This is a genomic window from Algibacter sp. L3A6 (genome assembly GCF_009796825.1).
Classification (GTDB): domain Bacteria; phylum Bacteroidota; class Bacteroidia; order Flavobacteriales; family Flavobacteriaceae; genus Algibacter.
Genome location: NZ_CP047030.1, coordinates 2,346,207 through 2,371,607, shown reverse-complemented (window position 1 = coordinate 2,371,607; position 25,401 = coordinate 2,346,207). Strand labels below are relative to the sequence as shown.

The following is a 25,401-nucleotide window of genomic DNA, read 5'->3' as shown; positions in this document are numbered from 1 at the left end:
CTAAATCAACATGAAACAAAGCTTATTCTTACTATTAATCCTGCATGGTTTTTCTGTGTTTGCTCAAAAATCAATTGACAAACTATTAAAACAATACAACGATAATAGCGTGCCCTATATAAGCGCGCAAGAATTAGCGATGCCAACAAACAATGCTATAATTCTCGATTCTAGAGAACTAAAAGAATACGAAACCAGCCACTTAAAAAATGCTATTCATGTTGGTTACGATCATTTTAAAATAGATAGTGTTTATAAAAAATTACCGAATAAAGATACCAAAATAGTGGTGTATTGCTCCGTTGGTATTCGATCGGAATCTATTGCAGATAGCCTTAAAAAAGCAGGATACGAACATGTAGAAAATTTATACGGCGGTATTTTTCAATGGAAAAGCAATGATTTCCCCGTTTATAATAAACAAGAAAAAGAAACAGATAGTATCCATACCTTCAATAAAACATGGAGCAAGTGGTTACAAAAAGGAATAAAAGTATATGAATAAAGAACTCGTTATTGTTTTTGTAAAAAACATAAAACTAGGCAAAGTAAAAACCAGACTTGCAGCTACAATTGGCAATCAAGGTGCTTTTGATGTGTATACCCAATTGGTAGACGTTACAGAAAAAGCTATTAAAAATATTAACGGAGATAAGCGTATTTATTTTTCTGAAGCGGTAGTAGAAAACACATGGAAAAACAACGTTAAAGTCGTACAACAAGGCGATAGTTTAGGAGACCGCATGAGTCATGCTTTTAAACAAGGTTTTGAAGATGGTTATGATAGAATTGTACTAATTGGTTCCGATTTACCCGATATTACCGAGTCTCAAATTAACGCCGGATTACAAGCGTTAAAGAGTAACGAAGTCGTTTTTGGCCCAGCTGAAGATGGAGGTTACTATCTTGTTGGTTTTTCTAAATTCCACGATTTTGTATTTCAAAACAAACCATGGAGTCAGGATAATTTATTAGAAGAAACGCTTAGCGAATTAAAAGAAAACCGAGTAAGTTTTAGTACTTTAGAGACCTTAAATGACATTGATACTTTTGAAGATTTAATAGCTTCAAAATTTTATCAGTCTAACACGGAATTACAAGAAAAACTAAAACAATTACATGATTAAATTTATAGAAGAAACGGTAGATTACTTAAAAGGAAAAGGATTTGAAAGCCCAGAAATAGGTATCATTCTTGGTACGGGATTAGGCCAGCTTGTAAATGAAATAACCATCATAAAAGAAGTAAGCTATAATCACATTCCAAATTTCCCGACTGCTACAGTAGAGTTTCATAAAGGCAAACTAATTTATGGTGAATTAGAAGGTAAAAAGGTTATTATAATGCAAGGCCGTTTTCATATATACGAAGGTTACTCGTTACAAGATGTAACATATCCTGTGCGTATAATGGAAAAATTAGGTGTAAAAACCTTATTGGTTTCTAACGCATCGGGAGCTATAAACTTAGATTACAAAAAGGGCGAGCTTATGCTTATCGACGACCATTTAAACTTACAAGGTAGCTCTCCTTTAGCATTTAAAGGTGTTGAATTGCTAGGTGAACGTTTTGCTGATATGAGTCTACCCTACGATGTAGCTATTAACAACAAATTTAAAGCCATTGCCAAAGCTAACAACATAAAACTTCACGAAGGCGTTTACGCCAGTGTAGTTGGACCGCAACTAGAAACACGTGCAGAATACCGTATGTTAAAAATTCTTGGTGCCGATGCTGTTGGTATGAGCACCGTTCCAGAAATTATTGTTGCTAATCATTTAGGTTTAAAAGCTGCAGCTATTTCAGTACTAACCGATGAGTGCGACCCAAATAACTTACAACCTGTAGATATTAGTGAAATTATAGCTATGGCCGCCAAAGCTGAACCCGAAATGATTACACTTTTTAAAGAATTGATAAAAACACTCTAAAATTGAAAATATTAATACCCGTTATTATACTCGCGCTATCCATATACAAAGTACTAACTAGTTTTCTATTAGACGAAAAATACGGTGTGCTTTTCGATATGAAAATAAACATTTGGCTTTATCGAGGTATATGGATTATAGCCGGTGTATCATTTGCTTATAATTTATTTAAAATATACAAAGACAAAAAGCAATTTGGTATATAATTGCCCTTAATGCTCTTTTTTAAATGAGTTTGATTTACTTTAATAATCAAGATTAGATTATTTAGTTTAATATGAATAAATACCTAGACATAATAAAAAACGCCTATTTTGGTTATTGGAATTATCTTAAAAACGAGATTCTATTTCAAAATAACTGGGATAACTATTTTTATGGCTTAATAGCCATATCACTTATTGTTTGGGTATTAGAAATTGTTTTTCCTTGGCGGAAAAATCAATCTATTTTTAGAAAAGACTTTTGGTTAGATACGTTTTACATGTTCTTCAATTTCTTTCTTTTAAACCTCATTATTCTAATTGCACTTTCTAATACGGCCGCAGAGTTTTTAAATGATACTCTAAAAATGATAGGCTTATCTCTAAAAGATTTGCAGATTTTTGATGCTGAAGATTTACCAAAATGGCTTGGACTGATTATTTTCTTTCTAGTTTCCGATTTTGTTCAATGGAACACGCATAGATTACTGCACCGTTTTGAATTCTTTTGGAATTTCCACAAAGTCCATCATTCAGTAAAAGAAATGGGCTTTGCCGCACATCTTCGTTATCATTGGGTGGAGCCGGTGGTTTACAAATCTTTACTTTACATTCCTTTGGCATTAATTGCCAATTACAGGGCGCAAGATGTTGCTATTGTTTATTTTTTCAGCATTGCTATTGGTCATTTAAATCACGCCAATTTAGGTTGGGATTATGGCATTTTAAAATACGTATTTAACAACCCAAAAATGCACATTTGGCATCATGTAAAAAGCTTACCAGAAGATGTTAGGTTTGGTGTTAATTACGGACTAACGTTAAGTATTTGGGACTACATTTTTAAAACCGATTATATCCCTCACGATGGTAGAGATATTGAATTAGGTTTTGAGGATGATGAGAAGTTCCCGAAAGATTTTTTAAGTCAAGAACTTTATCCGTTAAAAAAATGAAATATTTAATTTACTTCAGTTTTAGTTTTTTTTTGCTCGCTTGCAGCGCTAATAAAGCTGTTACCGAAGCACCAGAACAAACCACACCTTCTACCCTACCAGTAGTAACCACTGAACCGGAAAAGATAGAAGAAATAGAACTTGTAAAAGAGAGTAGCGAAGCAGAAATTCCTGCGATTAATGCTACCAAAGAAGCAGTAAGCCAAACCGATATTACTGAAGAAACTACTAAAAAAGAAATAGTAGTTACTCACACATTATGGAATGACTTATTACAAAAACATGTTTCGGATGCTGGACAGGTAAACTACAAAGCCTTTAAAACGGATAAAGCGAAACTACTGAGCTACATACAAGGTTTAAACCTTATCTATACTGACGCTAGCTTCACATCACTTTCTAGAGAAGAAACACTTGCCTTTTGGATAAATGCATACAATGCATTAACGGTAGATTTAATTCTAAAAAACTACCCTATAAAAAATATAAAAGATATTGATAAACCATGGGATCAACGTTTTTGGAAACTAGGAGACAAATGGTTTAATTTAAGTGATATTGAGCATGAAATACTGCGTAAAATGGACGAACCACGTATTCATTTTGCTATAGTTTGTGCCTCCGTGTCTTGTCCTAAACTACAAAACACTGCGTTTACTGCTTCAAATTTAGAAACTCAACTTACCAACGCTACTAAAGAGTTTTTAAGTGATCCAGAACGTAACGAACTTTCAGAAAACAGCATTAAAATTTCAAAAATATTTCAGTGGTTTGCTAAAGATTTTAAGCAAGATGGAGACATCATTGACTTTCTAAACCAATACAGTAACGTAGACATTTCCGCGAAAGCGAAAAAAAGTTTTAAAGATTATAATTGGAATTTAAATGAATAAAATCTCCATTATAATTCCTGTTTTAAATGAAGCTGAGACGATTGAAAACTTGTTGTTTCATCTTATCGATTGTTCTGCTTTAAACAATATTTCAGAAATTATTGTGGTCGATGGTGGTAGTACCGATGGCACGATACCAATAATTAAAAACTTAGGATTAAATATTAAAGTTTTAAGTGCTGATAAAGGTCGTGCCAAACAAATGAATCTTGGAGCAAGTGAGGCTAACGGTAATATTCTATACTTTCTACATGCCGATTCTTTCCCGCCAAATAGATATGATCAACTTATATTATCGGCAATAGAAAACGGCAACGCTGCAGGTTGTTTTAAAATGAAATTCGATTCCAACCATTGGTGGTTAAAACTCGCGAGTTGGTTTACGCAGTTTAACTGGCAAGTGTGCCGTGGCGGCGATCAAAGCTTATTTGTTACTCACTCTCTTTTCAAAGATATTGGTGGCTTTGATGAAAATTTCACCATATACGAAGACAATGATTTTATTGCCAAATTATACCAACGTAAGCAATTTGTTGTGCTGCAAGACTGGCTAACAACCTCAGCTAGAAAATACAACAGTCATGGTATTTGTAAGCTTCAATTTCATTTCTGGGCTATTCATTTAAAAAAGCGTCTTGGTGCTTCTCCAGAAAAACTAAACCGCTACTATTTAAAGCATATTGCGGCACAGAATAGTTAGACAAATTCATCTCTAATTGATTCTAATTTCATTTTTTATTTCAAAATAAAATAAGGCTAAATCCTGTTACACCATCTTGTTTAACAGAGTTTTAATACCGTGTTAAAAACTTATAAAATTCACTTAAAGAAAAATTAAATGTTACAAATGGTTCGGTAATTCGTCTACTTTTATAAGAAACAACAAGATACATGAAACATTTCTACATTTTTATTGCCATCGGTTTACTATCTATTTACGGCCACTCACAAGAATCACTTAGTGCCAAAATTTTAGATTCTCTTACGCAAGAACCTATTCCGTATGCTACTATTTCTATTAATGATAACTCGGGTGTTATTAGTAATGCCAATGGAGATTTTCTTATTTATTTGAATAAAAAATCGGCCAAGCAAGATTCTTTAAAAATTAGATGTTTAGGTTACGAAACCAAACAATTTCTCGCTAAAAACTTTAAAGACAGCATTGTTTTTCTAAGCACAAAAGCTATGGAATTAGATGAGGTTTTAGTTTCTAACAAAAATTACACTCCAGAGGAAATTATTGAAAAAGTACAAGAAAACTTGGAAAACAATTATGATCATAATTTTATTAAAAGAAAATTATTTTACCGCGCTTCATCGTTTCAAAATTTAATAAAAAGTGATGTTGAGGTCAACGAATCGACTATTCCTGAATTTAATCAACAATTTATAGATAGTTTAATTGCTGCCATACCGAAAAACGCAGACGATTACACTGAGCTTCTAGCAAACTCATACGGTATACCAGGTAAAAAGGATAAGCAAAAAATAGATATTATTAAGGCGTCTCATCTATATGATAAAAGCGCAGAAATGAGTTTTGAGACCTACGAAGAAAAACTAAATACTATTTTGAAAGAAAATGTAAAACGTGATTCTTATTTCAAAATTAAATCGGGCTTATTTGGTGTAAAAACCGATATAGACTCTACCGCTTTTGATTACGGTGAGCATAAGGAAGAGGTTGAAAAAACCGAAGCCATGCTCGCAGAAGAAAAGAAGAAAGAAGCTGAACGTAAAAAAGATTTTGCTAATTACCGTAAATCGGCTATTGCGAAACTTGAGCATGGTAGTTTTATTTTTGAAGACAGCGATTTAAATTTTTTGGAAAAGCAAAATCGTTTTGAATTTAAAGTGGAAGATTATAGTTTTTTAAATGATGAGTTTGTTTATAAAATAACTTTTACACCAAAACGAAAAGAAGATTTTAAAGGTACAATTTATGTAAACACTGATGATTTTGCGATTGTTAGAATAGATTACGAAAACGTAAAAACCCTTAATAGTTTTAAATTATTTGGCTTATCGCACACAAGAAACCTAAAAAAAGGAACCCTTATTTATTCTAAAAACGAAGCAGAAAAATATACTTTAAAATATGCCGAAGTTGAAGAAGGCAGCCAATTTGGAATTAAACGCCCATTAACCATTATTGAAAAAAACAAACACGTTAAAGGCAGACGTAAACAAAACGAATTGGACACTGATATTCATTTTATAATGGCAATTAAGGAAAAAAGTGAATTAATTGTTTTTGAAAACGAACAAATAACAGAAGTTGTTTTTAACGACTTTAAAGAAAAACCAGAAGTAACACCCGTGTATTTACCAAAATACGATCCGGAATTTTGGAAAGGTTATAATGTTATTGAGCCTAACCAAGCTATTAAAGATTTTAAAAGTTTAGAGTAAAAAAATAAAACACTTTTTGTCATGTCGACAAAGGAAACATCTCATGAGGAATTAAAACCACCGTTATGTGGTGTCTCCTTTGTCTACATGACTTTTATAATAAATAACAAAACTATATACTGCGATGTTCTTCGCTGTTGGTTTCTTCTACATTTATAATGAAAGTCAATATTATGCGATGTCTTCTTAAGTCGACATGACATAACTATTTTTCAAAAAAGGATGTAATAACTAATCCTTATTACGACCCTTTTCATTTGGGTATAAGGTGTAAACAGGATCACTTTGTAAAAACGTTTTGGTTTCAATATCCATACCTGTAATTCTACCTTTAAAAGCTGCTCCGGTATCTACATTCCAGATGTTTATAGCATTCATTGGAATATCGCATTTAAAATTAGTTGTTGGTGTGTGCCCTATATAAATTTCGTGATAGTGCTTTAATCTATTTGGGTAGAAATACGATTTAGTATCTAAGTTATTATCCATGGCCAAAGCAAGTTCCCAAAGTGTTCTATCGAAATACAGCGCAGGTTTATGCACTTCTTTCTCTACGCCATGCATAGATGTAAATCCGGCGTGTAAAAACAATCGATTTTGATCATCTAAATGATATAATTTAAGTTTTCTAAAGAAGGCTAGGTGCGCTGTTTTTTCTTCATCTGAAAAATCATCATAACTCGCCATCGTTTCCATGCCTCCATGTATATACCACGTCATGTTTACCTCTCCAGTCTCCAACCATTCTTCACACCAAACATCATGATTACCTTTAATGAAAACACATGTTATTTTTTGTGACAATTCAATTAAAAACTGTACAACCTGAGCCGACTCACTCCAACCATCTACGTAGTCGCCCATAAAAATAAGTTCATCTTCATCCTTAACTTCTAACTTATTTAAAAGCTGAACCAAACCTTTTAACCCACCGTGAATATCTCCAATTGCTATTGTACGCATGTATTTTCCTTTTTAAGCAAAGCTAACGGAATATAAATTATTTAAAAAATTGTAAGATTAAATTTAGATTAAAAATCATCTAACGGTTTAATAGCTAAAACTCTTTTTTTGTATTAATTATAAAACTTATCAAAGAAATATATTACAAATAATTTAGCTATATTTAATACCAAACAAACTAAACACGAAACAACCTTGAAAATAAAAAAAATACTAGTAGCCAATAGAGGTGAAATTGCCATTAGAATTTTTAGAGCTTGTACGGAAATAAGCATAAAAACAGTAGGAATTTATACTTTTGAAGACCGCTACTCTTTACACCGATACAAGGCAGACGAATCTTACCAAATTGGAGAAGACAACGAACCTTTAAAACCATATTTAAATATTGATGCTATTATAAAAATAGCATCAAAAAATGGAGCCGATGCCATACATCCGGGGTATGGTTTTTTATCTGAAAACGCAGATTTCGCACAAGCTTGTGAAGATAACGGCATTATTTTTATTGGCCCGAAAGTTTCTGTTTTAAAAGCTTTAGGTGATAAAATTACGGCTAAAACAGTGGCTGTTGAAAATAATATTCCTATTATTCAAAGTAATGAAAAACCTTTGACAGATATTAACGTAGCAATTTCCGAAGCTAAAATAATTGGTTATCCTGTTATGCTAAAAGCGGCTTCTGGCGGCGGTGGTCGTGGTATGCGCGTTATTAGAAAAGAAGACGAACTTAAAGGTGCTTTTAATGAAAGTAAACGCGAAGCCTTAAATGCTTTTGGAGACGATACCGTTTTTCTTGAAAAATTTGTAGAAAACCCTAAGCATATCGAAATTCAAATTGTTGCCGATAGCTTTGGCAATACCGTGCATTTATTTGAGCGCGATTGCTCAGTACAAAGACGCTACCAAAAGGTAATCGAGTTTGCTCCATCTTACGGTTTAAAAGATGAAACCAAGCAAGCACTTTACAACTATGCCATTAAAATTTGTAAAGCCGTAAACTATAATAACATTGGTACTGTTGAGTTTTTAGTAGACGATGATGATTCTATTTACTTTATTGAAGTAAACCCGCGTGTACAAGTTGAGCATACCGTTACGGAGGTTATTACAAACATCGATTTAATAAAAACACAAATATTTATTGCTGGCGGTTATAAACTGGCCGACGAGCAAATAAAAATACCAAATCAAGAATCTATTCAAATAAACGGTTACGCGTTGCAATGCCGAATTACAACCGAAGACCCGCAAAATGATTTTAAACCCGATTACGGCACGGTATCAGCCTACAGGAGTGCTTCAGGTTTTGGTATTCGCTTAGATGCCGGTAGTATTTATCAAGGTGCTACTATTTCGCCATTTTTTGATTCTATGCTAGTTAAAGTAACAGCGAATAGTAGAACGTTAGATGGTGCGAGTAGAAAAATACGTAGAGCCTTGGCAGAGTTTAGAATTCGTGGTGTAAAAACCAATATGCCTTTTCTAGACAATATTTTAAAACATGATACTTTTAGACAAGGTAAAGTTACCGTTAACTTTATTAAAGCCAATCCGGATTTATTCATATTTAAAGCACCTAGAAATAGAGCTACAAAACTCATTACTTATTTAGGTGATGTTATTGTAAACGGAAATCCTGATGTTAAAAAAGTAGATCATTCTAAAACGTTTATAAAACCAAAAGTTCCAAAATTTGATCCCGATGCTCGTTTTCCTGAAGGCACAAAAGATTTACTTTCAAAACTCGGTCCCGAAAAATTTTCTCAATGGTTAATGAATGAAAAAAAAGTTCATTTTACCGATACTACAATGCGCGATGCACACCAAAGTTTATTAGCTACACGTATGCGAACTTACGACATGCTAAAGGTTGCCGAAGGTTATGCCAAAAATCATCCAGATATTTTCAGTATGGAAGTTTGGGGTGGTGCCACCTTTGATGTTTGCTTACGTTTTTTACAAGAAAACCCATGGGAACGTTTACGCATGCTACGCAAAGCGATGCCAAACCTTTTACTACAAATGCTTATTCGCGGATCTAATGGTGTGGGCTACAAAGCATATTCCGATAATTTAATTGGTGAATTTGTAGAACAAGCGTGGGAAAATGGTGTGGATGTTTTTAGAATTTTCGATTCACTTAACTGGATGAAATCTCTTGGCCCATGTATCGAGCACGTACGTACTAGAACAAACGGTTTAGCCGAAGGTTCTATTTGCTACACCAATGATATTTTAAATCCAGAAAACACAAAATACAACTTAAAATATTACGTTAATCTTGCCAAAGAAATTGAAAATGCAGGCGCTCATATTTTAGGTGTGAAAGATATGGCTGGTTTACTAAAACCTTATGCAGCCTACGAATTAATTTCAGCATTAAAATCTGAACTTAAAATCCCGATCCATTTACATACACATGACACCTCATCAATACAGTCTGCTACTTATTTAAAAGCTATTGAAGCTGGTGTAGATGTTGTAGATGTGGCACTTGGTGGTTTATCCGGATTAACATCTCAGCCAAACTTTAACTCTGTAGTAGAGATGATGAAGTTTCAAGATAGAGCCAGCAGTATAAATATTGATTCTTTAAATGAATATTCTAACTATTGGGAAACCGTAAGAGACTATTACTACCCGTTTGAATCGGGTTTAAAAGCCGGATCTGGCGAAGTCTTTAAACATGAAATTCCTGGCGGGCAATATTCAAACTTAAAACCACAAGCACAAGCATTAGGTTTAGAAAGTCGTTTTCATGAAATTACTAAAATGTACGGCGAAGTAAACACCCTTTTCGGCGATATTGTAAAAGTAACACCAAGTTCCAAAGTAGTTGGAGATATGGCACAATACTTAGTGAGCAACAATTTAACAATACAAGATGTTATTGAACGCGGCGATAGTATTTCGTTTCCACAATCGGTTGTAGATTTATTTAAAGGTGAACTTGGCCAACCTGTTGGCGGTTTCCCGGAAGCGTTGCAAAAATTAATTTTAAAAGACCAAAAACCTTATACCGACAGACCAAATGCGCATATTCCGCCATTAGATCTAGATCAGGAATACAAGGATTTCAAAAAAATATTTGAACACGACTTAAGCAGAACTATAGATTATACCGATTTTCTATCTTATCAACTCTACCCTAAGGTTTTCACAGATGCTTTCAATAAGCATTTAAAATACGATAATCTCATGAATTTGCCTACCAAGAATTTTTTCTACGGAATGGAAATTGGTGAAGAAACCATTGTTGAGCTCGATAAAGGAAAAACGCTACTTATTACTTTAGACTCCATAGGAAAAGCTAATGAAGATGGTATTGTAACCGTTTATTTTAAAGTGAATGGTCAAGGCCGAAGTGTTGAAATAAAAGACACCGCTATCAAAGTTGATAAAGTTGAAAACTTGAAAGCCGACAAAAGCGATGATAACGAAATTGGAGCGCCATTACAAGGTATGCTTTCTACTATTTTGGTTAAAAAAGGCGAAAAAGTAAGTAAAAATCAGCCGTTATTTATTATTGAAGCCATGAAAATGGAAACAACAATTACAGCAAATACCGATGCTACCGTTAAGAAAATTGTTTTAAGAACTGGTTTTATGGTAAACTCAGAAGATCTTGTTGTTGTTCTAGAATAAACACAACATTATTTAATAAAAAAATGCCCAAATTAAACTGTATTTTACACATACAGTCTAATTTGGGCATTATATATATTATACTATTTATTACGATTGAAATACACGCTTATTAACACTAAACACTTGTTTTAATTTTTGAGAAAAACTAACATCGGTATTTGCTTGTTTACTCGTTTTTGAAATTGAACTCTTTTCTTCGTGTAGTACTTGATAACAGTGGTAAGCTTGAGATATAAACATAATTTTAAGATTTGGACTTGTTTTTTGGAATATTTTACACTACAAAGGTATAGTCATCATCCGTTTTTTAAAACACTGAAATTGATGTATTTGTATGCTTATTTATCTGTTAATTTTGCATCATTTTGGGGTAAAATTAATGTGTTGTGTATTGAGGAAGAGTGTTTTTATTGGCGTGGAGAAAACTAGAACATCTCAACTTTTACTCCATTATTTTTTCAAGGTCTTAACAACCCAATCATTTGTCCTACTCCTATTCCAAAATATGTACGGTCTTTATTTATTTGCACCATAGGAGAAATTGTTAACCCATAAAACTTCGTAAACGGAAATTCTAATTTAGGATTAAGAATTAAACTCAATGTATTTTGAGCTTTATAGCTCCATGTATAATTCTCTACAAAAAAAGTATCAGATTTTGTTTGCCAATTCTCAGGTTCTCTTATTGTAGTGTAACCTACTCCAACAGACATATTAACCCTAATGGTACCGCTTTCATTGAGCTTATAGATTTTCCCAACACCTATTTTATAGTTCTCCATCTGGTCATGAGGATTAGCCAAACCAAAAGAAAACACTCCGGCTAATCCCGAAGTATAATCACTGGGCTGTGATTTAGGCTTGCGAATGTTACCCGTATATCCAATTATAAATGAATACTTTTCTTTATAAACATAATTTAAATTTAAATCAACACCAATGTAATTTCCAAAATTTAATTCACCAGAGGAATAAAAGGCTTTATTATCGAAGAATTGAGCACTCACAAAATTGCAACTAATCAGGCTTATTATAATTATATATCGTTCCATAAATTTACCCAAGATACTATTTTTATAAAATTCCTGTATCCCAACCTATTGAACCAATTTGAATTCGATTTATATTATCTTCTGAAATAAACATAAACTACTCAATACCTTCATTATCATTCAAACGGTCTGTTATTTCGATATCAACAGACTCATAGGTTCCATTGGTAAATACGTTTTCGCCACTCGCTTTGTCTACAATTTCGAAAATAAAACTATGAGGAGGAGTAAAGCAATCTCCACAATCATCGCTTTTACAGCTTTGGAAAATTAATGTAACGCATACTAAAAGTAAATGGAAGTTTTTCATCGGAAGTAGATTTTGCTTTGTAGATGAAGTTTTGATAAAAAGGTTGCGTTTGTATGTTTATTTAATTAGCCTACACAACATCACTATTTTGTTTATTCTTCTTAAAAACCTTAAAGATCAAAGCTATATTAATAATGAATGCAGGAATTACCAAAACATCTTTAATGGTATTAACACCTAGCACATCATACTCTAAAAACACTATAGAAAGAAAAATAATAATTGTCGAAATGATTAATCCTGTTTTTATATAATTCATATTTATTTGTTTTTGTTAAATTTTGATTCCGTATTTAAAGTGAATATTATAGATGTTAGAATAATTAGCGATGAAAAAATCAAAAGCCAATATTCGTTGGGGTCCGAAATGTTTGAAAAATCAATATTTAATATACCCAAAACGCAAGAGGCTATTACAAATATTGAAGCTAAATTTCTTTTTATCATTTTTCGAGAGTATTAAAAAGTTTAAAGTATAATAACGTTTACGTAACAAAATAACAACGACCTTTGATTAAGCACAAAACCACAATTATTTTTATAAAGTGTTGCATGTTCGGCTTTTTTTAGTCGATAATTTCCCAATAGGGCTCAAATTCAATATTTTCAAATTTAGTTTCGTGCATATTCAATTTCCCGTCTTTTTTATAAATACCATTACTAGAAATGTCTTGTATCCATTTTCTAAATTCCCAGCATTCATTTTTGTCAATTTTCCCACGCCCCCAAGTTCTCTCGCAAAAAATAGTTTTTTTTGCGTTTAGGCATTTAGAAACCTTCTTTATTACGCTTTTAGTTTCTTTATTCAAATCTTTAGCAATTGCTATGGTTATTAAATAATCAAATTGATAATTTCTATCTTCTCCTAAATGTCTTTCATTCCAGATAGCAATAAAAACATCTGGAGATTTATCATTTTTTTCGCAAATTGTCCATTTTGGTGTCCAAGATTCAAAATGCGTAAACAATTTGGTGTCATTTTTTTCTAAAATCCATTTGTTATGTGATTTTTTATCCCATTTTAATTGTCCGAATTTAAGTTCTCCTCGATATTTATCAGTTGTGTTTTTGAAATCATATTCAAGTACTTTTAGTCCAGTTTCAATTTTATTAGCAGATAAATCTAGTATCTGATTGAGTAAAGGCTCCGTTTTTGAAGTCCAAAATTCCTTTGTCCATAAGAATCCGCTTTTAGGATTGTCTCCAAAGAGAATATAAAAATCGAATTTTCTGTTACTGAAGGACATTATTTATTATCGGTTTTTCAGATGAAACACAACGGTTATCTATAAGAATAGTTATGAGCTTGTATGCAAGGATTTTCCGCAGAAAATCAAAAGCTAGAAAAAGCGCACTAACCTTTGATTAAGCACTAAACTAAGCATTGTTTTTATACAATGTTACCTGTTGGCTTTTATTCCTATTAATATTTTATTTTTCCGTTTTTCTGTCAAAACCTTGACCCAATAAGTTACAATAACATCGTATCCGCCAGATTCCGATTTTTGCTCATTAGTCAGAATATCAATACCAGTCGCTACTTTAGAGTTTTTCTCATCCCACTTTTTTATGTGCTCAAAATATTCCATTTTAGTTCCAATTCGGTTACCGCTATTCCCAGTTATGAAAATCACTTTTTTGTCCTTAAAGTCAAATCCGTTTAGTTTTTCATTCAGATATGCGTTCAGATATTCAGACTCCACTTGAGTGAGTTTCGGATTATTGTCAATTCCACATTCAGAGAGGTTTTGTCCAAATATATTTGAGGAAATTAACAGTAAAATTAATGTTCCGATTTTTTTCATAAGTTCTGTTTTTCAGCTTGCAGGTAACGGTTACGTATAACCGTCAGTTACGGGTTTATATGTGTTAATTTTCGGTTAATAACTGGCGTTAGCAATTCCGAGTGGATTCGGACGTAGTCGAATCCGCCGTAATTGCGGTTATACATTGTTGTAGCACGTTTTTTATTCAAAATCAGTTTCGGTTAATATTAGCTTATATTCCACTTTATCCATTGAAAAAAGTCCGCTATTCAGCACTTTAAAATCCCAACTTTTTCGGTCATTTATGTTCTTGATTAAAGTCCGATTATCCATTTTTATAATTATAGTATCGATTCCATTAAGAAAATTGATCCCTTTATCGTGAGCATTTCCAATTTCGCCATATTCCGTAATTATTGATTCCGTTTTAGGTTTTAGTTTGATAATTTTCACAGAATCTTGTTCGGTAAAATTCCTATTTCCGTATTCCAATATCGACTCAATTTTTAATTCAGATTCAGTTTTGTTTTCGACAACATATTTATTCACAACTCCTGGGTCACAGGAAGTGAAAATTATTAAAATCAGAATCAGAATTATTCTTTTCATTGCTCAAATGTGCTACAACTAAGGTATATGATTCATAGAAATATCCCACCTCTCTATACCGAAAGAATTTTCTTCCGAATAAAAATAAGTTTTTTTTTACGTAAAACAACTTCAGCAATTAAAAAAATAACGGTAAAGTATCAATAAATTAAAAGTACTGACCAATACCAAATACTAAACCTTGTGTGGCGTTTTTAGAAACACCATAGCCGTAATCTATTCTAAAAACAGCATTATAGATCTTCTTATGAAAAAACCGCAACCCAATACCTGGGTAAAGTTTCATGTTTTCACTTCTACTAAAATCGGATAGTTCGCCTCCGGGATTTCGCCAAGAACCAGCATCTATAAAGGCATTACCCTGTAGAACAAACCAATCTTTCTCGAAAAGTGTGTGGCGATATTCGGTATTCACAACAATAACTCCGGTGCCTCTATCTATGGTATTCCCTACGCCACGTATATTAACATTGTTATCTACAGAAAACGGTGCAAAAGGCGTATCGTTGTTAGATGCTAAACCCAACCGAACTCTATTTGCCCAATTCCCTTTTTCGCCAACGCGTTTGAAAATAAAAAAATCGTTCCAGCCTATATAGAAATCATCAACTCCATCTTGATTAGAGGTTACAAACTGAAAATTAAACTGACTTCGGAATCCGGAAATGTATTGATAAAAATAATCTAACGTATTATAATCGTAAATCCCCTTTATAAGCCACTTAGGTATATTGAGTTCTAGCGGCACATTTTCGCTAGTTTCACCATTTTGGTATTGGTAATCTTCCTCAAAACGATTTAATCCAATTTCGAGCTTATTACTAAAGTTAAACTCATACAAACCAGAGATTTCTACAGACTTATTATTATACCTATAATTAGCCGATGTATTATTGAAAAACACAGGTTCTAAAGTCGTTAAACTTTGCAGGTTAAAAGCCAAGCCAAACCGTTTAGAAAACAAATAAGGCGCTCTAAAGTTTAAAGCATAACTATTAAAAACATCTTTTTGATAAAAACCACCAACGGCAATATTTCTGCCCAAAGCATTAAATTCTGCCAAACCTACGCGGTAGGCAAACTCATCGTTATCGGTAGTGTAAATATTAAGTGAAGGAATAAGGGTAAAGTTTTCTTCAATGCCATAAAACACATTGTAAGCACCATCATCTGACAAAAAAACTTGATAATACGCATGAGCAACCGACGGCAAACGCTTTAATCGTTTAATATCTTGCTCTATAATGGTTGAATCTAAAATGCTACCACCTTTTATAGACGCTAAACTTTTAATGAAAGATGTTTTTAATTTATTATTCCCCTGAATTTTTAAATCGGCCACCATATGGTTTTGAGCCACACCATGAGCAAAGGTTATTAATAAAATAAAAAGTAAAGTTTTTTTCATTATTCGACAGTAAATGGCGTCATAATCACTTGGTTTACCCAATTATCCAAGCTCACGTCCATTACTGTAAATATATAATTATTTCCCGATATTAAATTTGGCGGTGTATCTGGAGTAATATTTAGCACCACATTATCGAGTTTATAATATTGAAATTGATTGTTATAGGTATAGGTTCCTGAGACTAAATCGGAACTCTCTGTAGTTAAAACTTCAAAGAAAATAGCATTGTTTTCTTCGGAAAGCACATCCCATGAAAAAATTGGCATTCCTGATTGCTGTTGATTAATAAGCACCTCATCGGTCCACTGCGATGGTTGACTGCTTTTTTTATTCCGAACAGGTGTTGCAACTTTTATAACATCACCCACCTGATAAACCACCGTAAACCAAGCAGCATTAGATGTGGTTTCAAAAAAGCGCAAAGCGCCATTAAAAAGTGGTTTGGTTTCTAAATCAATAAAATTGTATTCTGAAAAATCTTCACCATTTACTGTAAAGACATCGGTTTCATATAATTTAAAAGATTCCGCTCCTGCTTCTGGATAAAAATAAACATTAACCAAATTAGCATCATAATCTGTGCTGGCCGCACAAGCTATAACGGCATCTTTTTCGTAGATATTAAGGTTTAAAACTTCAGATAAAACAAGGTTATTATTTAAAGGCAACTCAACACCATCATCGCTATCACAAGCGCTAATAAACAAGCATATTATTAAAAGTTTTAAATTACTTATAAGCCTCATAATGAGATTTTATTAACTGTTCTACAGGTTTATTTTGTGGCGTAAACCTCGAGTTATTTTCTCCACCTGATTTTTCATGGTTATGAAACCATTTCCAAATAAACCCTCCAGCAAACCAATCTTCCATCCAAAAGGTTTTAAACAAAGCTTCAGACGTATTAGTCTGCGCTTCTAGGTTTACGGAATCCATAGTTCTATCGCTTCGCCAAGGTTCTTTACCCGTAAAATCGACACTTCGGTAACCAAATTCGGTAAATAGTATCTGTTTTTTATAAGTTTCCGATGTACTTTTAATAACCGCTTTATGCGTGCCCCAATTAGCCATACACTCCGCAACTGTTGGTGTTTTGGTGCCGCTAACCGGAAAATACGCATCTATACCTATATAATCCATTTGTGCCCAAAAAGGTGTGCGTTTAAACTCATCCCAATTGGCAGCGTAAGTGAGTTTACCGTTATAAATCTTTTTAATTTCTACAATTAAATTGTTCCAGTATTCTGGTCTGTTTGCAACAAACTTTTCTAGTTCTGTACCAATACAAAATATATCGGCATTCACCTCTTCGGCTAACTTGGCATATTCTAAAATAAATTTAGAGTACGATTGTTCGAAAACTTTCCAGTTTGCTTCCGTAGCCATTTCAATATGCCCCGTATAAACACCATGACTCACCCAAATTTGTGGTTTTATCATTATTTTTATATCATGCTTTTGAAGCTCTACGGCATATTGCTGTGCACCATTTTTAGTTTCGCCTAACCACTGCCTTTGTGTATTAAAAGCAATTTCGGGATGCGTAATATCTCTAATAAAACCAAAAGGCATAACTGCCGCAAAATTGGCATTTACATTAACCACTGGCATTACATTTTTTTGAGAAATAGCTTCTCGAGAGGCTACAAAACTAACACCATTTATTTTTTTTGGTTGAGCATTACAACTCTGTAAAACAAACAGAGTAAGTAAAACCAGGAACATATTTCTTCTCATTAAAAAAGTTTTTTAGCTCCTAATTTACTACTAAACATTAAAACAAAGCTCTTAAACCTATGTTAAAAGATTGCCCTAGCCCAGTATCATTACCTCTCACAAAGCCTGTATAAAGGGTTTCTACATTGAGAACATCTGTTAATTGATATTTTAAACCACCACCTAGTGCTGTAAAATCTTGAGAGAAATCATTTCCAGCATCAATTAATTGTGAGTGTTGTATCAACCCTAATACAGTAAATTTAGAACTTGGGAAATAACTTAAAAATACGCCAGGTGTTAAACGCAAGCTATTGTTTGCAAAACTATCTTCTTTTTTTCCGAAGTTATACTCTGTGTTAAGCTCTGAGAATAATTGCCATTTATCACCAGAAAAACTATAATCGTAGAAGAACCGGTTTTGAAAAATAAATCCTTTTTGATCTAAAAAAACACCATTTTCAGTTTCATTATCTATTAAAGGAATATGAAAAGCCGTTTGAATGGTAAAATTACCAACACCCTTAATAGGATTAAATTTTATTGCTGGTGCGAAAGACGTTAAACCGGAACGTGCAGAGTTTGTTTCTCCATCAAATTTAAAAACATCTAAAGCGTCTCTACCTCCAACAACATTGGAACGAAACTCTAATAACAAACCAACATTTAATTTACTGTTAGCTGAAATACCTGTAAAAACATCTAGTGTAGACGTAAAAAATGTATTTCTCGGTATATCTTGTTTTGAACCATTTGGTCCAAATAAATCTTTAGTTTCTGTATATAAATTATTAAACCATTTAATATCCCATTGGCCACTACTTAATAGTTTTGATGGTGTATAGGTTTGAATATTACTTTTTTCATTTTCAGTAGTATCTTCTTGAGCAAATCCTACTAAAGATATAGTTAATAATATAGTTGTTAGTATTTTTTTCATCATTATGTGTTTTAAAATTAGTATTAAAGCGCGTTAGTTTTCCAGTTATATGGAAAGTAACTCAGTTTAAAATCGGTAGCTATTTTTTCAGTTCTGTAAAGGTTAATAAAGTCAATTTCATTTTTCCCATTCATGGTAAAATCGCCTTTATACCATTCCATAATTTGAGATGCCTCTACACGTTTCTTTTTAGCATTTACCTTTAAAAAACTTCCGTTAAGGGCAATTTTAGTTTGCTTAGTCATTTGGCTATCTACCGTTTTAGGCAAATACGCTTTACTTATTAATGGAGGACAACCTATAGCGCCACAAACTAATACAAAGTGAAATCTAGCATCGTTGAAAACCTCACGTAAAAGTTTATGTTCTATATTATTTAACGTTGTGTTTTTACCACCTAAAACATATGTTGTTTTATCAAAAAAGCCTTTTTTATCTAGAGGCGACTTTAACGGATAGTTATCTACAATCCCTTTTATTACTGATAAATTATAAGCGTTTATCCAAAATGCTTGGTAAACATTTGCATCTGTTTTTGATACCGAAATACCTTCGGCCAATTTTAAAACCTCATCTAAAGCTTGAGGTTCGTTGTGTATTTTAGAATAATCTACCTTACCATTAACTACATAGGTTTTAAAAAAAGCGTCGGCTTTAGAAAAGAATTCGTTTGTGTTTTGAGCAAAACTGGCAACAGATAATAAGCTCACGGTGAATACTATAATAATATGTTTTTTCATTTTATAAATTTTAATAATACAAAGTAAAGGTTCTTCTTTCTTTTAATTTGTTAGCCAACTTACACTTTAAAAAAGTTTTATGAAAAGTCTGATAATTAAGCTTTGCCTTACAGATGGCTTCATTATTTAAATGCATTCTAAATTAATACCCTGAGTTAAGTTCTTATCTTTAAAACGACCTAAAGAATCACAATTCTAAAAATTATGGAACATATTGTTATAATCGGGAATGGAATTTCGGGTGTTACCGCAGCGCGACACATTAGAAAACTTTCTGACAAAAAAATTACTATTATATCGGCAGAAACCGAATATTTTTTCTCTCGAACAGCACTTATGTACGTATACATGGGGCATATGACGTTTGAACATACACAACCCTATGAAAATTGGTTTTGGAAAAAGAATAGAATAGAATTAAAAAAGGGTTTTGTTAAAACAGTTGAAACTGAAAACAAAACGCTTCATTTTCAAGACGGCGCATCTTTAACCTACGATAAGCTTATTATAGCTACCGGAAGTAAACCTAATAAATTTGGTTGGCCTGGTCAAGATTTAGATGGCGTTATGGGCATGTACCATAAGCAAGATTTAGAAAATCTAGAAAAATATGCACCCAATAACAAGGTGTGCAAACGTGCCGTAATTGTTGGAGGTGGATTAATTGGTATTGAAATGGCTGAAATGCTACACTCACGACATATTCCTGTAACTTTCTTAGTACGAGAGAATAGTTTTTGGAATGGTGTTTTACCTGAAGGTGAAAGCAATATGATAAACCGAGAAATTTTAAGTAGCGGTATCGATTTACGGCTTTCTACCAACTTAAAAGAAATAGTTGCCGATGAGAACGGTAATGTTAAATCGGTTATTATAGACGAAACAGGAGAAGAACTACCTTGTAACGTGGTTGGCTTAACAGCTGGTGTTTCTCCAAACATAGATTTTATAAGAGATTCTGGAATTGAAATTGGGCGAGGTGTAAAAGTGAATCGTTACCTAGAAACTAACGTTGAAGGTATTTACGCCATAGGTGATTGTGCTGAGCAACATGAAGGTATTGACCAACGTCGCCCTATTGAAGCGGTTTGGTATACTGGCCGTATGATGGGAGAAACCTTAGCACAAACTATTTGCGATAATAAAACACAATATAAACCTGGACATTGGTTTAACTCTGCCAAGTTTATTGATATAGAATACCAAACTTATGGTTGGGTTTGGGCACAAGCCAAAGAGCATGAATCTCGTTTTTACTGGGAACATGAGGATGGTAAAAAATGTATTCATATTAATTATGATAAAACCACTCGAGAATTTATTGGTATTAACAACTTCGGAATCCGAATGCGTCACGAATTTTTCGACAAGATTTTAAATGAAAAACGCACGGTAGATTATGTTTTAGAACATTTAGCCGATGCTAATTTCGATCCTGAATTTTACAAACTTCACGAAAAGGAAATCGTTGCAAAATTCAACCAAGAAAACAACACTAACATTCAATTAAAAAAGAAAAGCTGGAAACGTATTTTTAGCAAAGCATAAGGTATGAAAGCAATAAAACAAACCGGTTTAGTCCTTTTTCTATTAGGACTTGCCGTATTTATAGGAACCATTTTCACAGGTTCTTTCAGTTTAAAACAAGCTGAGTTAGATACGTTTTTAAAAGAGCAAAATTATAAAAGTGAAGTTATAGGTGAAGCTCTACAAAAAGCTGTTGTTACCTCTAACGATTTAAACATTTTTCAGTTTTCTAGTGCGGTTAGAAATGCATATGCTACATCTAACAATCATTATGACGATCTTATAGCAAAGTATGATGCTGAAAAAAATTGGGACGAAAAAGGAAAACAATTTCAATATAAAATCTCAGGAAAACCCCATAGTTTAAGTTTTTCATTAGCTAAATCAGCAGGAAAAGGTCCTGCTCCAGATAGCACTGGCCTTATGTGGTTTCTAACGTTTGGCTTAGCTATTATTGGTGCACTTATGTATATAGTTCCTGATGTTATTTTGCTAGGAAAACCTGGTATTAAAAACAATGGTGTTTTTCTGAATGCTGCCACAAACCGTGGTTGGATTGGTTGGTTTGCCTTTATCTTTTTAGTTACATTTTACATTCTACTTTATTTCTTTCCTGACTATATTGTAAACTGGGTATATTTAGTAGACCCTATTAGTAATTCTATAAGTGGTAATCTTGCAAGTCAATGGTTTTTATATGGCTTTTTATACTGTACAGTAATGTCGGTAATGGCCGTTAGAATGTATATTAAATACCGCCATAACAAATATCAAATATTAAGAACAACATCTGTTTTATTCTTTCAAATTGTATTTGCTTTCTTAATTCCAGAAATTTTAGTGCGTTTTGAGAAACCTTGGTACGATTTCAAAAATGCCTTCCCTTTAGATTACGATTTTTTCTTCAGATGGAATTTAGAAGAACTTCTTGCTAGTGGTGCTTTTGGTTTATTCATTTTAGTTTGGGGTATTGTTTTAACTATTGTAGTAGTACCGGTAATGGTTTATTTCTTCGGAAAAAGATGGTATTGCTCTTGGGTTTGTGGTTGTGGAGGTTTAGCCGAAACATTAGGAGATCCATACAGACAACTTTCTAGTAAAACATTATTATCATGGAGAGTAGAACGTATTATAATTCATTCTGTTTTAATTTTTGTTTTAGTCATGACCGGTTTTGCCCTTTACACCTTCTTTTCTGGAGAAGGCCAAGTATTAGGTATTAAAACACAAACCATACAAGATATTTATGGCTTTTTAATCGGTTCTATATTCGCTGGTGTAATTGGTACAGGCTTCTACCCTATTTTCGGTAACCGTGTTTGGTGTCGTTTTGGATGCCCTTTAGCTGCATATTTAGGTTTTGTACAACGTTTTAAATCTAGATTTAGAATTACTACAAACGGAGGACAATGTATTTCTTGTGGAAACTGTTCTACTTACTGCGAGCAAGGTATTGATGTTAGAGCTTATGCACAAAAAGGAGAAAACATTGTGCGCTCTAGTTGTGTAGGTTGTGGAGTTTGTTCTGCTGTTTGCCCAAGAGGTGTTTTAAAATTAGAAAACGGACCAGAAGAAGGCCGTATAAATCCAACAGATGTTTTACTTGGTAACGATGTTGATTTAATGGATTTAGTAAATAAAAAATAATGAAATATATCTGCTACCTGCTTTTAGTTTCTATGTCTTTCAATAGTTTTGACAATGAGACTTATGTAAAAACATTTTACGAAAACGGAAGTTTAGAATCTGAAGGCTGGGTTAAGCAGGATAAAAAAGAAGATTATTGGAAATTTTACTACGATAATGGTCAAATTAAAAAAGAAGGTCATTTTTCAAACAATAATCCTATAGAATATTGGTATTTTTACGCCCCAAATGGATTAAAAGAAAGCGAAGGCCACTTTGTTAACGGAAAAAAAACAAATTGGTGGGTGTTTTATGACCATTCAGGACAGGTTAACCACAAGTGTCAACTTAAATTTAATCAGAAAAATGGGTATTGCTTAAAGTATAAAAACGGCGATATTATTTCTGCTAGCAAATACAATGCTGGTAAAAAAATTAAAGAATGGTACAACCTAAAAGATTTTAAAAAAGAAAACAACCTACTTAATTTAAGATGACCCAAATAAAAGTCATAATTCCTGCTTACAACGAAGCAGATTCCATTACACACGTTATTAAAGCCATTCCTGAAATTGTTAACGAAGTTATTGTGGTAAGCAACAACTCTACGGATGATACAGAAATTAATGCGAGAAATGCAGGTGCTACCGTTTTAAAAGAAACAAATAAAGGTTATGGATATGCTTGTTTAAAAGGCATGGAGTATATTGCTAACCAAACTAAAAAACCAGATATTATTGTGTTTCTAGATGGTGATTATAGCGATTACCCAGAGGAGCTTACTAAAATAGTTGCACCTATAATTAATGATAATTTAGATTTTGTTATTGGAGCCCGTATAAAAGAATTAAGAGAAGTTGGGTCGATGACTATGCCACAAATTTTTGGAAATTGGCTAGCAACAACCTTAATGAGCTTGTTTTTTAACGCTAAATTTACAGATCTCGGACCATTTAGAGCCATAAAATACAATAAGTTACTAGCTCTTAACATGGAGGATAAAACTTACGGTTGGACTGTAGAGATGCAACTAAAGGCTTTAAAGCAAAAATTATCTTACACAGAAATCCCTGTTAATTATAGAAACAGAATAGGCGTCTCAAAAGTGTCTGGTACGGTAAAAGGAGCTATATTTGCAGGCGCAAAAATCTTGGGATGGATTTTTAAATACAGCATAAAGAAATGATTTTAGAGAGCATAATAATTACAATTTACACCATTGCATTACTACTTATTTTAATGTATGCATTGGCACAACTTAACTTACTTTTCAATTACTTATCGGCAAAAAGAAAAACCGATAAATCTGTAAAATTCGATTTATCCAATCCTGATGAAATTCCTTATGTTACCATACAACTTCCTGTTTACAATGAAATGTATGTTATGCAGCGGTTACTGGATAATATAGCAGAAATTGATTATCCAAATGACAAATTAGAAATTCAGGTTTTAGACGATTCTACAGATGAAACCGTCGAAACTACAAGAGCTCAAGTAGAAGCACTTAAAGCAACAGGTTTAGATATTAAACACATTACCCGTACAAATAGAGTCGGGTTTAAAGCAGGTGCCTTAAAAGAAGGCTTAGAAATTGCTAAAGGTGAGTTTATTGCCATTTTCGATTCTGATTTTCTTCCTAAAAAAGACTGGTTAAAACAAACGGTTCCTTATTTTAAAGATTCTGAAATTGGTGTTGTACAAACCCGTTGGGGACACATCAATAGAAATTACTCTATACTTACTAAAATACAAGCCTTTGCTCTAGATGCGCATTTTACTCTAGAACAAGTGGGACGAAACAGTAAAGGGCACTTTATTAACTTTAATGGTACTGCTGGTTTATGGCGTAAAGCTTGTATTCTCGACGCAGGAAACTGGGAAGGTGATACCTTAACTGAAGATTTAGATTTAAGTTACCGTGCACAACTTAAAAACTGGAAATTTAAGTATTTAGAAGATGTAGAAACTCCTGCAGAACTTCCAGTTGTTATTAGTGCCGCACGTTCGCAACAGTTTAGATGGAATAAAGGTGGAGCAGAAAATTTTAAGAAAATGAAATGGCGTGTTCTTAAAAGCAAAAACATTTCGACTAAAACAAAAATACACGGCTTGTTGCATTTACTAAACAGCACCATGTTTTTAAATATTTTATTAGTTGCTATTTTAAGTATACCAATGCTTTACATAAAGAATGAATACGCACACTTAAAAACGTATTTTATTGTAATGAGTTTCTTTGTAATAAGTACGCTAATATTTTTTATTTGCTATTGGGTAATGTATAAAAACATCTATGGTGGTGGCGTAAAGAACTTTGTAAATTATATAGCCATGTTCTTTGTTTTTTTCTCAATAGCTATGGGCTTTTCACTACACAATACTATTGCTGTAATAGAGGGCCATATTGGTAAGAAAAGTGAATTTGTACGTACGCCAAAATTCAACATTAGTAAGTTTAAAGACAACTTAAAAACTAACCAATACATAAAGAAAACAGTATCTATCAACGTTATTTTTGAAGGCCTACTTATGGCTTACTTCGGTTTTGGTATGTACAGTGCTTTTATTGTTGGTAACCAAGGAGGCGATTTTGGGCTCTTCCCTTTTCACCTGATGCTATTTTTAGGCTTCGGATTTGTGTTTATAAAATCGTTAGTTTCTAAAGTTTAATTTGAAGCTTTAGCTGAA

Annotated in this window: 26 protein-coding genes; 14 read left to right on the top strand and 12 right to left on the bottom strand. The window is 32.9% G+C overall.

Translation table 11 applies throughout. The annotated features are described in order from the left end of the window. Positions 1 to 10 precede the first annotated feature (10 nt). From GQR98_RS09945 to GQR98_RS09910, 8 genes are all read left to right on the top strand, one after another. Complete coding sequence (locus GQR98_RS09945; RefSeq protein ID WP_159019365.1) at positions 11 to 505, top strand: rhodanese-like domain-containing protein; 495 nt, start codon at positions 11 to 13, stop codon at positions 503 to 505. Continuing rightward, complete coding sequence (locus GQR98_RS09940; protein WP_159019364.1) at positions 498 to 1,127, top strand: TIGR04282 family arsenosugar biosynthesis glycosyltransferase; 630 nt, start codon at positions 498 to 500, stop codon at positions 1,125 to 1,127. Before GQR98_RS09945 ends, GQR98_RS09940 begins: the two co-directional genes overlap by 8 nt. Further along, positions 1,120 to 1,932 carry a purine-nucleoside phosphorylase gene (locus GQR98_RS09935; protein ID WP_159019363.1) on the top strand — a complete coding sequence of 271 codons (813 nt, stop codon included), beginning with the start codon at positions 1,120 to 1,122 and terminating at the stop codon, positions 1,930 to 1,932. The genes GQR98_RS09940 and GQR98_RS09935 overlap by 8 nt, the downstream gene beginning before the upstream one ends. 2 nt (positions 1,933 to 1,934) lie before the next feature. Next, positions 1,935 to 2,138: a hypothetical protein gene (locus GQR98_RS09930; protein ID WP_042499226.1), complete on the top strand. Its 204-nt coding sequence runs from the start codon at positions 1,935 to 1,937 to the stop codon at positions 2,136 to 2,138. Between the two features lie 71 nt (positions 2,139 to 2,209). Further along, on the top strand, positions 2,210 to 3,091 hold the full coding sequence (locus GQR98_RS09925; protein WP_159019362.1) for a sterol desaturase family protein: 882 nt from the start codon (positions 2,210 to 2,212) through the stop codon (positions 3,089 to 3,091). Beyond that, positions 3,088 to 3,984 (top strand): DUF547 domain-containing protein, encoded by an 897-nt coding sequence (locus tag GQR98_RS09920; protein WP_159019361.1) that lies wholly within the window; start codon positions 3,088 to 3,090, stop codon positions 3,982 to 3,984. Before GQR98_RS09925 ends, GQR98_RS09920 begins: the two co-directional genes overlap by 4 nt. Next, positions 3,977 to 4,684, top strand: a complete 708-nt coding sequence (locus GQR98_RS09915) for a TIGR04283 family arsenosugar biosynthesis glycosyltransferase (RefSeq protein ID WP_159019360.1) — start codon at positions 3,977 to 3,979, stop codon at positions 4,682 to 4,684. The genes GQR98_RS09920 and GQR98_RS09915 overlap by 8 nt, the downstream gene beginning before the upstream one ends. Positions 4,685 to 4,875: 191 nt before the next feature. Then, complete coding sequence (locus tag GQR98_RS09910; protein ID WP_159019359.1) at positions 4,876 to 6,399, top strand: carboxypeptidase-like regulatory domain-containing protein; 1,524 nt, start codon at positions 4,876 to 4,878, stop codon at positions 6,397 to 6,399. Positions 6,400 to 6,630: 231 nt separating this feature from the next. Here the strand turns inward: GQR98_RS09910 and GQR98_RS09905 are convergent, their stop codons facing one another. Continuing rightward, the gene (locus GQR98_RS09905) at positions 6,631 to 7,362 is read right to left on the bottom strand and encodes a metallophosphoesterase family protein (protein ID WP_159019358.1); all 732 of its coding nucleotides are present in this window, start codon (positions 7,360 to 7,362) and stop codon (positions 6,631 to 6,633) included. Positions 7,363 to 7,557: 195 nt separating this feature from the next. On the opposite strand from GQR98_RS09905, the gene GQR98_RS09900 reads away from it, so the two are divergent. Beyond that, positions 7,558 to 11,010, top strand: coding sequence for a pyruvate carboxylase (locus GQR98_RS09900; RefSeq protein WP_159019357.1), 3,453 nt, complete (start codon positions 7,558 to 7,560; stop codon positions 11,008 to 11,010). Between the two features lie 90 nt (positions 11,011 to 11,100). On the opposite strand, the gene GQR98_RS09895 is transcribed toward GQR98_RS09900, so the two are convergent. The 11 genes from GQR98_RS09895 to GQR98_RS09845 all read right to left on the bottom strand — a co-directional run bounded on the left by GQR98_RS09895 (position 11,101) and on the right by GQR98_RS09845 (position 19,557). Then, on the bottom strand, positions 11,101 to 11,253 hold the full coding sequence (locus GQR98_RS09895) for a hypothetical protein (RefSeq protein ID WP_159019356.1): 153 nt from the start codon (positions 11,251 to 11,253) through the stop codon (positions 11,101 to 11,103). A 218-nt stretch (positions 11,254 to 11,471) separates the two neighbouring features. Further along, the gene (locus GQR98_RS09890) at positions 11,472 to 12,065 is read right to left on the bottom strand and encodes a hypothetical protein (RefSeq protein ID WP_159019355.1); all 594 of its coding nucleotides are present in this window, start codon (positions 12,063 to 12,065) and stop codon (positions 11,472 to 11,474) included. Between the two features lie 97 nt (positions 12,066 to 12,162). Beyond that, positions 12,163 to 12,375 (bottom strand): hypothetical protein, encoded by a 213-nt coding sequence (locus tag GQR98_RS09885; protein ID WP_159019354.1) that lies wholly within the window; start codon positions 12,373 to 12,375, stop codon positions 12,163 to 12,165. Between the two features lie 566 nt (positions 12,376 to 12,941). After that, positions 12,942 to 13,622 carry a hypothetical protein gene (locus GQR98_RS09880; protein WP_159019353.1) on the bottom strand — a complete coding sequence of 227 codons (681 nt, stop codon included), beginning with the start codon at positions 13,620 to 13,622 and terminating at the stop codon, positions 12,942 to 12,944. 153 nt (positions 13,623 to 13,775) lie between these two features. After that, positions 13,776 to 14,180, bottom strand: a complete 405-nt coding sequence (locus GQR98_RS09875; RefSeq protein ID WP_159019352.1) for a hypothetical protein — start codon at positions 14,178 to 14,180, stop codon at positions 13,776 to 13,778. Between the two features lie 162 nt (positions 14,181 to 14,342). Next, a complete protein-coding gene (locus GQR98_RS09870; protein ID WP_159019351.1) occupies positions 14,343 to 14,750 on the bottom strand; it encodes a hypothetical protein in 408 nt (135 codons plus the stop codon). A gap of 148 nt (positions 14,751 to 14,898) precedes the next feature. Next, positions 14,899 to 16,158, bottom strand: a complete 1,260-nt coding sequence (locus tag GQR98_RS09865; RefSeq protein WP_159019350.1) for a POTRA domain-containing protein — start codon at positions 16,156 to 16,158, stop codon at positions 14,899 to 14,901. Beyond that, positions 16,158 to 16,907, bottom strand: a complete 750-nt coding sequence (locus tag GQR98_RS09860; protein WP_159019349.1) for a hypothetical protein — start codon at positions 16,905 to 16,907, stop codon at positions 16,158 to 16,160. The genes GQR98_RS09865 and GQR98_RS09860 overlap by 1 nt, the downstream gene beginning before the upstream one ends. Further along, a complete protein-coding gene (locus tag GQR98_RS09855) occupies positions 16,891 to 17,898 on the bottom strand; it encodes a glycoside hydrolase family 113 (RefSeq protein WP_199270182.1) in 1,008 nt (335 codons plus the stop codon). Before GQR98_RS09855 ends, GQR98_RS09860 begins: the two co-directional genes overlap by 17 nt. 37 nt (positions 17,899 to 17,935) lie before the next feature. Then, positions 17,936 to 18,820, bottom strand: coding sequence for a hypothetical protein (locus tag GQR98_RS09850; RefSeq protein WP_159019348.1), 885 nt, complete (start codon positions 18,818 to 18,820; stop codon positions 17,936 to 17,938). A gap of 20 nt (positions 18,821 to 18,840) precedes the next feature. Then, entirely contained in the window at positions 18,841 to 19,557 is a 717-nt protein-coding gene (locus GQR98_RS09845; protein ID WP_159019347.1) for a DUF547 domain-containing protein, read from the bottom strand. 204 nt (positions 19,558 to 19,761) lie between these two features. Between GQR98_RS09845 and GQR98_RS09840 the strand changes: the two genes are divergently transcribed. The 5 genes from GQR98_RS09840 to GQR98_RS09820 are packed head-to-tail and all read left to right on the top strand — an operon-like array spanning position 19,762 to position 25,383. Beyond that, positions 19,762 to 21,105 carry an NAD(P)/FAD-dependent oxidoreductase gene (locus GQR98_RS09840; RefSeq protein ID WP_159019346.1) on the top strand — a complete coding sequence of 448 codons (1,344 nt, stop codon included), beginning with the start codon at positions 19,762 to 19,764 and terminating at the stop codon, positions 21,103 to 21,105. 3 nt (positions 21,106 to 21,108) lie between these two features. After that, positions 21,109 to 22,731, top strand: coding sequence for a 4Fe-4S binding protein (locus GQR98_RS09835; protein ID WP_159019345.1), 1,623 nt, complete (start codon positions 21,109 to 21,111; stop codon positions 22,729 to 22,731). Further along, the gene (locus GQR98_RS09830; protein WP_159019344.1) at positions 22,731 to 23,207 is read left to right on the top strand and encodes a toxin-antitoxin system YwqK family antitoxin; all 477 of its coding nucleotides are present in this window, start codon (positions 22,731 to 22,733) and stop codon (positions 23,205 to 23,207) included. The genes GQR98_RS09835 and GQR98_RS09830 overlap by 1 nt, the downstream gene beginning before the upstream one ends. Then, a complete protein-coding gene (locus GQR98_RS09825) occupies positions 23,204 to 23,896 on the top strand; it encodes a glycosyltransferase family 2 protein (RefSeq protein WP_159019343.1) in 693 nt (230 codons plus the stop codon). The genes GQR98_RS09830 and GQR98_RS09825 overlap by 4 nt, the downstream gene beginning before the upstream one ends. Next, the gene (locus GQR98_RS09820; protein WP_159019342.1) at positions 23,893 to 25,383 is read left to right on the top strand and encodes a cellulose synthase family protein; all 1,491 of its coding nucleotides are present in this window, start codon (positions 23,893 to 23,895) and stop codon (positions 25,381 to 25,383) included. Before GQR98_RS09825 ends, GQR98_RS09820 begins: the two co-directional genes overlap by 4 nt. Positions 25,384 to 25,401: the final 18 nt, after the last annotated feature.

Bases quoted from the DNA above. Each gene is read 5' to 3' on its own strand.
- GQR98_RS09850 (WP_159019348.1), bottom strand. From the start codon at position 18,820: ATGATGAAAAAAATACTAACAACTATATTATTAACTATATCTTTAGTA.
- GQR98_RS09825 (WP_159019343.1), top strand. From the start codon at position 23,204: ATGACCCAAATAAAAGTCATAATTCCTGCTTACAACGAAGCAGATTCC.
- GQR98_RS09830 (WP_159019344.1), top strand. From the start codon at position 22,731: ATGAAATATATCTGCTACCTGCTTTTAGTTTCTATGTCTTTCAATAGT.
- GQR98_RS09835 (WP_159019345.1), top strand. From the start codon at position 21,109: ATGAAAGCAATAAAACAAACCGGTTTAGTCCTTTTTCTATTAGGACTT.
- GQR98_RS09845 (WP_159019347.1), bottom strand. From the start codon at position 19,557: ATGAAAAAACATATTATTATAGTATTCACCGTGAGCTTATTATCTGTT.
- GQR98_RS09925 (WP_159019362.1), top strand. From the start codon at position 2,210: ATGAATAAATACCTAGACATAATAAAAAACGCCTATTTTGGTTATTGG.
- GQR98_RS09855 (WP_199270182.1), bottom strand. From the start codon at position 17,898: ATGAGAAGAAATATGTTCCTGGTTTTACTTACTCTGTTTGTTTTACAG.
- GQR98_RS09870 (WP_159019351.1), bottom strand. From the start codon at position 14,750: ATGAAAAGAATAATTCTGATTCTGATTTTAATAATTTTCACTTCCTGT.
- GQR98_RS09890 (WP_159019355.1), bottom strand. From the start codon at position 12,065: ATGGAACGATATATAATTATAATAAGCCTGATTAGTTGCAATTTTGTG.
- GQR98_RS09895 (WP_159019356.1), bottom strand. From the start codon at position 11,253: ATGTTTATATCTCAAGCTTACCACTGTTATCAAGTACTACACGAAGAA.
- GQR98_RS09865 (WP_159019350.1), bottom strand. From the start codon at position 16,158: ATGAAAAAAACTTTACTTTTTATTTTATTAATAACCTTTGCTCATGGT.
- GQR98_RS09840 (WP_159019346.1), top strand. From the start codon at position 19,762: ATGGAACATATTGTTATAATCGGGAATGGAATTTCGGGTGTTACCGCA.
- GQR98_RS09860 (WP_159019349.1), bottom strand. From the start codon at position 16,907: ATGAGGCTTATAAGTAATTTAAAACTTTTAATAATATGCTTGTTTATT.
- GQR98_RS09945 (WP_159019365.1), top strand. From the start codon at position 11: ATGAAACAAAGCTTATTCTTACTATTAATCCTGCATGGTTTTTCTGTG.
- GQR98_RS09920 (WP_159019361.1), top strand. From the start codon at position 3,088: ATGAAATATTTAATTTACTTCAGTTTTAGTTTTTTTTTGCTCGCTTGC.
- GQR98_RS09905 (WP_159019358.1), bottom strand. From the start codon at position 7,362: ATGCGTACAATAGCAATTGGAGATATTCACGGTGGGTTAAAAGGTTTG.
- GQR98_RS09820 (WP_159019342.1), top strand. From the start codon at position 23,893: ATGATTTTAGAGAGCATAATAATTACAATTTACACCATTGCATTACTA.
- GQR98_RS09885 (WP_159019354.1), bottom strand. From the start codon at position 12,375: ATGAAAAACTTCCATTTACTTTTAGTATGCGTTACATTAATTTTCCAA.
- GQR98_RS09940 (WP_159019364.1), top strand. From the start codon at position 498: ATGAATAAAGAACTCGTTATTGTTTTTGTAAAAAACATAAAACTAGGC.
- GQR98_RS09880 (WP_159019353.1), bottom strand. From the start codon at position 13,622: ATGTCCTTCAGTAACAGAAAATTCGATTTTTATATTCTCTTTGGAGAC.
- GQR98_RS09910 (WP_159019359.1), top strand. From the start codon at position 4,876: ATGAAACATTTCTACATTTTTATTGCCATCGGTTTACTATCTATTTAC.
- GQR98_RS09875 (WP_159019352.1), bottom strand. From the start codon at position 14,180: ATGAAAAAAATCGGAACATTAATTTTACTGTTAATTTCCTCAAATATA.
- GQR98_RS09935 (WP_159019363.1), top strand. From the start codon at position 1,120: ATGATTAAATTTATAGAAGAAACGGTAGATTACTTAAAAGGAAAAGGA.
- GQR98_RS09915 (WP_159019360.1), top strand. From the start codon at position 3,977: ATGAATAAAATCTCCATTATAATTCCTGTTTTAAATGAAGCTGAGACG.